We start from the raw sequence: 7,943 nt of genomic DNA on the forward strand, positions 1-7,943 counted from the left end.
ATGTTTGAAAACTCAATATTTGTCAAATTTTAATAGATTGATAAACATCCGATTGCAAGTCAATATTTCTCCAATTCTATTCAAATTACATTGAGGTCTCAAATATAAGCTTAGAGGTTTGGAAATTCAAAACTGGGCTTACTATTAGCTCAAATGGCTCGCTAAATGTTGAATGTATCTAATATATCGAAACGCGGATTCAACTCGCCAGTACAATTTTACCCATGGTAGGCCCAGTGGGCACGAAGTTGCATATTTGGCCATCTTGAAGATCAGATGGAGAACGAATTGCACGGTATTTAGAGTATACCCAAATTCACACTTTCAGTGAACACAGAGTGAGCCCGGTATCTTGTTCATTTTGGGTTAAATTTGTGTTAGTGAACAGAAATGGCTCATGGCATACCCAAATGAACAAATTTATGTCTCGCATCGGTTACGCTCGCACCTCTACCACCGATCAGAATCTGGAAGCGCAAGTTCTTGCATTGGAAGCAGCTGGGTGTCATCTGATCCGCTCGGAACAGAAGAGCGGGGCTTCTCTCAAAGAGCGTATTGAGTTGCAGACAATCCTGGACTTTATCCATCCGAGCGAAACTCTGGTGGTCACCCGCATTGATCGGCTTGCCCGGTCTATGCATGACCTGCAAGTTATTGCACGGCGCTTGCAAGACAAGGGTGCTCATTTGTTTGCGACTGAGCAGCCTATCGACACCTCAACGGCTGCCGGCAAAGCTTTCTTCGATATGCTCGGTGTCTTTGCAGAGTTCGAAACCAATCTGCGCCGCGAGCGACAAGCAGAAGGCATTGCGGCGGCAAAGACAAGAGGTGCTTACAAAGGCCGCCCGCCACAGATTGATACAAAGAAGATTGAAGTGCGGCTTGCTGCTGGCCAGAGCCCAACGGAGATTGCCGAGAGCTCGGCGTCTCTCGAGGAACAGTTTACAAGGTAAAGAACCGATGACCAGCCAACGTGAAAAACATGTGCGCATCACACCCCGCCTGAGCGAAACCCTTGAGAAGGAAATGCTGAAAGCCTGTCGTAAAATTGCGGAAACTCATGGGCTGGAAGTTGAGCAAGGTGGGAAGCGTCTCAAATCCAGAGGCGATGCTTTTGAAATGGTGCTGCGGGTAAAGGTTCCGGTGGCAGAGGGCCAGGATGAGGATTTAGACAAAGAACTCTTTGAACTTCTGTGTTCGCGATATGGCTTAAAGAAGGAAAACTACGGCGAGATATTTAGTGATGGGGAAGAGCGTTTCCGCATTGCTGGCCTGGATACTAGGCGTCCCAAATACCCGATCTCAGCGAAACGGATCTCTGATGGGCGACTATTTAAGTTCTCGCCCGAACAGGTTCGCGTGCTGCTTCAATCAATAGCTAAAGTTCGCTGATTGTTCCTCAAGATGGCCAAATATGCAGCTATGTGCCCATAGGGCCAACCAGCGGGCGGCGGTTGGTAGCCAATCAGCAGCAGCCGACAAGCCAATTAGAATATCAAGAACATGATAGTCGGTTCCATCGATGCCCAGAGCAGGGGCAGCCTTTTTAATCGCGATTGAGACTTCGGCTTTGGTGGTTTCAACAATATCATTTGCCATTGCCAAATTCTGACTGGCGATGATAGCAGGCGTCAGTTTGCGAAACGACGCAACATTACAATTCATAGTCATGGTTTCTCTCATATTTGAGTAAAAACCCGAGACCTTGAAAAAAGGCCGCAAAAAACCTGTCGCATAAATGCGTTTTTTGTCTTGCAGCAATTTTTTGGGGATGCTAGAAAATAAGTGCGAGTTATTTGTTCTAGCATTCCCCTGGTGGCCTCCGGCTTCCGGGGTTTTTGTTATTTAGGGTTTGGCTTTTGCCTGTCTCCAAATATTTCAAATAAAATTCATATTAACTTGCAACGCTAAGCTTGTGCCTATCTCTATTCAAGGCATGCTTGGCTAAATGCACAGATTACTCATGCTGTTAAGCTCAAACCCTCACCTGATGCTTTCCAGAAGTCCTGCAGCCGCGCACCATCAGGGCTGTCCAGCAACGTCACTTTTTCCTGATTGGCTTTGCCCGGATTGATGATCATGTCGTAGGAACTTGCGACCTGGGTCCCGCCATCGACATTGCTGAACCGCAGAACAGCTCGGGCACGAGGAACTCCATCACTGTAGGACGCGTGCTGTTTTCGCTCATCACTGTTTGGGGTGAGGATCTGCTCCACGACAACCGTAGTGCCGCACTGCGAGTAACTTTGAAGCCTCTGCTTTTGAACTCTTCAATCACAGCCTTTTTCGCTGCTGGAAGAGGCTTTTGCATCACCACACGGGGCGGCTGTTTTGATGAGACCACAACAGATGTTGTCTGACACGCGGCCAGCATCATGGTAGCGGCAATAATAACAAATATCTTTTTCATTAATGGTTCCATTTCAGAGGTTTATCGGATTTCGATTTGGGTTAATTTGCGAGATTTCTTTCATTGCGTGTTTCATTTTCCCGCCATCAAAACGGGGGAGAGCGCTGTCAGGATCGGGCCTCTGGTGGGGTTTCTCCCACCGAAGTGCTCTTGCACGCAGGCCGACCTGCAGGAGCGATTAGCGGTTGCAGTCGTGTCCTTCCTGTGTGAATTTCGGGCCGGAACTGCCGGCGCGAATTCACACAGGAAGGATGGGGAGGCGGGAGGTCCGAGGAGCGATAGCTCCCTTGTCCTTGACAGCGATCGGGGGCAGCGCCCCACTTTTTTTACGACTATTCATCAAGGTTTCCCTTGCTGAGCAGGCCGAAAACAGATTTGTGTAGATGCAGATCGCCAGCCTGAGCTTTGGCCACACAGCCGCGAACAAACCCACCATATGAGTTGATCGTTGTCTTCGGATCGGTGCTTCTGCGCTCGGCAATCAGGGGTCTGTTCGGGCTGAGTGCGAAATCCTACGCTAAGAGCTTAGGACTCGTTTTCCATAGTCTCTTAGATTTCCATTTGGATCGACGTATCTGTATAGAGTGACTGGTTTCACGCCCAGTTCCTTGCAAAGATCGGCAACAGATGTACCCCGATTTTTCATTGCGGCTTGGGCCATACGAACCTGAGTTTTAGAAAGTGCAAATTTGCGGCCACCTTTTCTGCCTCGTGCTCGGGCAGCGGCTAAGCCGGCCATTGTTCGTTCGCGGATCAAATCGCTTTCAAAGTCTGCCAACGCCGCAAATATACCGAATGATAAGCGGCCTGCTGACGTTGCTGTATCGATCTGCGCACCCGTGCCGGTTAACACCTTAAGGCCCACACCGCGTTTCGACAGATCATTCACAGTGTTGACGAGGTGGTGCAGGCTGCGCCCAAGGCGATCTAATTTCCAAATCACAAGGGTATCGCCTTCTCGCAAGGCTTTTAGGCACGCCTCAAGCTCTGGGCGGGCCTCTTTCTTGCCTGGCGCACGATCTGAATAGCAATTGGCCACGTCAACCCCGTTTAAAATCAGCGCATCGTGTTGCAAGTCAAGCGACTGACTACCATCAGCTTTTGAGATCCGAGCATAGCCGATCAGCATGTTTCACAAACGTACGTTTGTGATACATGACCTTCAGCGTCGCAATTAGCCATTGAACATGTTCCTTTTCGCATATCACAAACAAAGATAAATAATCCCCTGATAGAAAGCAAAAGAAACATGGCACACCGCACCATCTTAACAGAACGCCAACGCGCAACCTTATTCGGCTTGCCCACCGACGAAGCCTCGTTACTTCGCCACTACACATTGGCTGATGATGACCTCGAGTACATTCAAACACGACGTCGGGCCCACAATCGCTTCGGTTTTGCTCTGCAGCTTTGCGCTTTACGTTTTCCAGGACGATTACTTACTCCCGGTGAAGTGATCCCCGAGGAAATATCCCAGTTTCTTGCTGCGCAACTTAATCTGAAGCCCTATGACCTGATGGAGTACGCGGCCCGTGAGGAGACGCGTCATGAACACCTCGCCGCTCTGCGATCAATCTACGGCTACAAAATGTTTTCCGGGCGAGCCGCACGCGAGCTGAAGGTTTGGCTTGCCGGCGAGGCTGAGGTGGCGCACTCCAATGAGGACTTGGTGAAGCGATTCATAAAGGTGTGCCGGCACACGCAAATCATCTTACCAAGTATGACCACGGTTGAGCGCCTATGCGCTGATGCCCTAGTCGCCGCTGAACGGAGGATTGAAACACGTATCGTTGAACGCTTGACTAATGTGATGAAAGAACAGCTTGATGCTCTTCTTACCGAAAACGTAGAGGGTCGGGTCAGTCGGTTTATCTGGCTGCGCCAATTTGAGGTTGGCAAGAACTCGGCGGACATCAACCGGTTGTTGGATAGGCTAGAGTTTCTGCAGGGTGTTGAGTTGCCTCTTGATGTGGTGAGCAGCGTTCCTCCCCATCAGATTACCCGCCTGCGTCGACAGGGTGAACGCTATTTTACAGACGGCTTGCGGGATATTTCCAGTGATCGGAGGCTCGCTATTTTGGCGGTTTGTGTTTTGGAATGGCGTGCTGCCATAGCAGATGCCGTTGTGGAAACCCATGATCGTATTGTGGGCAAAACCTGGCGAGATGCAGCAAGGGTATGTGATTCACAGATCAAGGATGCCAAGGCATCTCTGCGAGAGACTATGCGTTCTTTTGAAGAGTTAGGCGCGGCGTTGCTGGAAGCAAAAGAGGAAAATGCACCACTTGATCCGGCAGTCGCAACCGCTTGTGGATGGCACAACCTCAAAGGCCTTGTCGCCATGGCCGCACAGTTGAACAAAACGATATCGGCAGAACCATTGGCGTATGTCATTCATGGCTATCATCGATTTAGGCGTTATGCGCCGCGAATGCTGCGTGCGTTAGATATCAAGGCGGCATCGGTTGTGGAACCGCTGATGGCTGCGGCCAGTATTATTCAGGAAAATAGAGTCATAGAAGAAAGGCCCATAACCTTTCTGCGACGGAGTTCAAAGTGGCTCCGGCATCTCAAGACCGCTGCCCCTGACACTCACCGCTTGTGGGAAGTGGCTGTGATGTCCCACCTGCGCGATGCCTTTCGGTCTGGCGATATCTGGCTGGCGCACTCTCGGCGCTACGGTGATTTAAAGCAAGCTTTGGTATCGATTGAATCCGCGAAGGCCTCATCCCGCCTGACTGTACCGTTCGATCCTGAGGAGTGGCTGAATGATCGAAAGATACGTATGGCTGACGGGCTAAAACGCTTGGCTATTGCCGCCAAAACGGGTGCCATTCCAGGAGGAAATATTGAGAATGGCATCCTGAAACTAGATCGTTTGTCTGCCGACGTCCCCACTGAGGCAGATGAACTCGTCCTTGATCTCTATCGGCGGCTGCCGGATGTGCGAATTACCGATATGCTGTTGGAAGTGGACAAGGCCACTGGCTTTACAGATGCTTTTACCCATCTGCGCACGGGAGCACCCTGCAAAGACAGGATTGGGCTGCTCAATGTGCTGCTCGCAGAAGGGCTTAATCTTGGCCTCAGCAAAATGGCAGAAGCCACCAACACACATGATTATTTCCAGCTATCGCGCCTATCTCGTTGGCATATAGAAAGTGACGCCATCAATAGGGCACTGGCTATGGTGATAAAAGCACAATCTGCCTTACCCATGGCCCGGTATTGGGGCGCAGGCACAACCGCATCCAGTGATGGCCAGTTCTTCCCAACAACTCGGCAAGGAGAGGCTATGAACCTCATCAACGCGAAGTACGGCAATGAGCCAGGACTGAAAGCCTACACCCATGTATCCAATCAGTTTGGCCCCTTTGCCACCCAAAAATATCCCAGCGACTGTGAGTGAAGCGCCGTTCATTCTTGATGGTTTGTTGATGAATGAAACTGGCAGAAACATCAAAGAACAATACGCTGATACCGGCGGGTTCACTGACCATGTCTTTGCAGTCACATCCCTTCTGGGGTATCGGTTTATCCCTCGCATTCGAGATCTGCCATCAAAACGTTTGTATGTATTTGATCCAACCGGCGTTCCTAAAGAATTGAAGGGGTTGATTGGTGGTAAAGTCCGCGAAGGCACAATTGAGGTCAACTGGCCAGACATTTTGCGCAGCGCAGCTACCATGGAGGCTGGGGTCATGCCTCCCAGTAAGCTCCTGCGAAAGTTCGCCGCCCATCCCAGACAGCATGATCTGGCTATCGCCCTTCGTGAAGTGGGACGGGTTGAACGGACACTTTTTATAATTGAATGGGTGCTTGATACAAGTATGCAGCGCCGTGCTCAGATTGGGTTAAACAAAGGTGAATCTCACCACGCCTTAAAGAATGCGCTGAGGATCGGGCGTCAGGGTGAAATCCGTGATCGTACGACAGAAGGTCAACACTACAGAATGGCTGGCCTCAACTTGCTTGCCGCCATCATAATCTATTGGAATACTGACCAGCTTGGTAAGGCCGTTGCACAACGAAAACGTAGGGGCCTGGACTGTTCACCAGAGCTTCTAGCGCACATCTCACCCCTTGGGTGGGCCCACATTCTAATTACAGGCGAGTACAGATGGCCAAAACGCTAATTAAACGCTTAGCGTAGGATCTCACACTCAACCTGAACAGACCCCAGACTAAAATCGTTTCACAAGGCAGTTTCACAAATGCCGCTGAAGCAAGGTTGTTGGGTTCTGGCGTAAATGTTGCTGCATACTCCATTGTAAATAATGGCCAGCTCTCTAGTTTCGATGCGGATCTGGAACTTCGCTCACAAACTTTTTGAAAAACACTCAGACAATTAGCACCAATGCGGATGCCGTTTTGAACCTTGCCGGAGATTTGGTTAACAGCGGGACCTTGCTGGCTGAGCAAGCTCTGGTGATTGCTGGCCTTGGGCCTAATTCTGCCATTGGCGGCCTGACCAACCAGGCCGGTGGTGAGATCAAAGCCTCCACCGTGACAGCACGGGTGTCCTCGCTCGATAATGAAGGACTGATTGGCGCCGTTAACGGTACGCTTGATCTGAGCAACAACGGTGATCTAACCAACTCTGGGCGTTTGATTGCCAAGGGGGATGCGACACTCAAGGTCGATGGCAAGGTTACCAACAGCGGTGATATCGCCAGTGAAGGTGTGCTGACGCTGAAGAATACGTCTGGCGGTGCCACGGGTACGTTCACGAACACCGCAGAAGCCAAGTTTCGGGCCGCAAGTATTGACGCAACCGTGGCCTCTGTTGCCAATGATGGTCTGATCGGATCGGCAGAAGGTTCTGTGACCCTGACCAGTCAGGCTGGTGTTCAAAACAGAGGCCTGCTGCTAGCCAAGGAAGGCCTGACACTGAGCCTTGCCGGTGACCTGGTTAACAGCGGGACGTTGCTGGCCGAGCAAGCTTTGGTGATTGCAGGTCTTGGCACGGAGACTGCCATTGGCGCGCTGAGCAATGCAGCTGGTGGTGAAATCAAGGCCTCCACCGTGACAGCACGGGTGTCCTCGCTTGATAATGGCGGCCTGATTGGTGCTGTGAGCGGTACGCTTGATCTGACCAACAGCGGTGATCTGATCAATTCAGGCCGTCTTGTTGCCAAGGGAGATGCGACACTCAAGGTCGACGGCAAGGTGACCAACAGTGGTGACATTGCCAGTGAAGGTGCATTGACACTTAAGAATACCTCTGGCGGTGCCACCGGTGCGTTTGTTAACACCGCAGAAGCCAAACTTCGGGCTGCCAGTCTTGATCTTGCGGTTGCCTCTGTTGCCAATGATGGTCTGATCGGATCTGCGGAAGGCTCTGTGATCCTGACCAGTCAGGCTGGTATTCAAAACAGTGGTCAGTTGCTGGCCAAAGAAGGCCTGACACTGAGCCTTGCCGGTGATCTGGTTAACAGCGGAACCTTGCTGGCCGAGCAAGCTTTGGTGATTGCAGGTCTTGGCACGGAGACTGCCATTGGCGCGCTGAGCAATGCAGCTGGTGGTGAAA

At 51.0% G+C, this 7,943-nt stretch carries 5 protein-coding genes and 2 pseudogenes; 4 read left to right on the forward strand and 3 right to left on the reverse strand.

Translation table 11 applies throughout. The annotated features are described in order from the left end of the window. The first annotated feature begins 422 nt into the window (after positions 1-422). Together BLS62_RS03735 and BLS62_RS03740 are read left to right on the forward strand one after the other, a co-directional pair. A pseudogene (locus BLS62_RS03735) lies at positions 423-964 on the forward strand (recombinase family protein). After that, positions 961-1,392 (forward strand): hypothetical protein, encoded by a 432-nt coding sequence (locus tag BLS62_RS03740; RefSeq protein ID WP_093177126.1) that lies wholly within the window; start codon positions 961-963, stop codon positions 1,390-1,392. Before BLS62_RS03735 ends, BLS62_RS03740 begins: the two are co-directional and overlap by 4 nt. On the opposite strand, the gene BLS62_RS03745 is transcribed toward BLS62_RS03740, so the two are convergent. The 3 genes from BLS62_RS03745 to BLS62_RS03760 all read right to left on the reverse strand — a co-directional run bounded on the left by BLS62_RS03745 (position 1,372) and on the right by BLS62_RS03760 (position 3,539). Continuing rightward, positions 1,372-1,671 (reverse strand): helix-turn-helix domain-containing protein, encoded by a 300-nt coding sequence (locus BLS62_RS03745; RefSeq protein WP_093177218.1) that lies wholly within the window; start codon positions 1,669-1,671, stop codon positions 1,372-1,374. The genes BLS62_RS03740 and BLS62_RS03745 overlap by 21 nt on opposite strands. Before the next feature lie 406 nt (positions 1,672-2,077). Then, positions 2,078-2,410 carry a putative periplasmic lipoprotein gene (locus tag BLS62_RS30695; RefSeq protein WP_143521498.1) on the reverse strand — a complete coding sequence of 111 codons (333 nt, stop codon included), beginning with the start codon at positions 2,408-2,410 and terminating at the stop codon, positions 2,078-2,080. Positions 2,411-2,927: 517 nt separating this feature from the next. After that, positions 2,928-3,539 (reverse strand): recombinase family protein, encoded by a 612-nt coding sequence (locus BLS62_RS03760; RefSeq protein WP_093177134.1) that lies wholly within the window; start codon positions 3,537-3,539, stop codon positions 2,928-2,930. A 120-nt stretch (positions 3,540-3,659) separates the two neighbouring features. Between BLS62_RS03760 and BLS62_RS03765 the strand changes: the two are divergent. Both BLS62_RS03765 and BLS62_RS03770 read left to right on the forward strand, forming a co-directional pair. Next, a pseudogene (locus BLS62_RS03765) lies at positions 3,660-6,549 on the forward strand (Tn3 family transposase). A gap of 235 nt (positions 6,550-6,784) precedes the next feature. Further along, positions 6,785-7,943 (forward strand): hypothetical protein (locus BLS62_RS03770; protein ID WP_200798458.1); only part of this gene is annotated, 1,159 nt, incomplete at its 3' end.

It is taken from the genome of Pseudovibrio sp. Tun.PSC04-5.I4, assembly GCF_900104145.1.
Classification (GTDB): Bacteria; Pseudomonadota; Alphaproteobacteria; order Rhizobiales; family Stappiaceae; genus Pseudovibrio.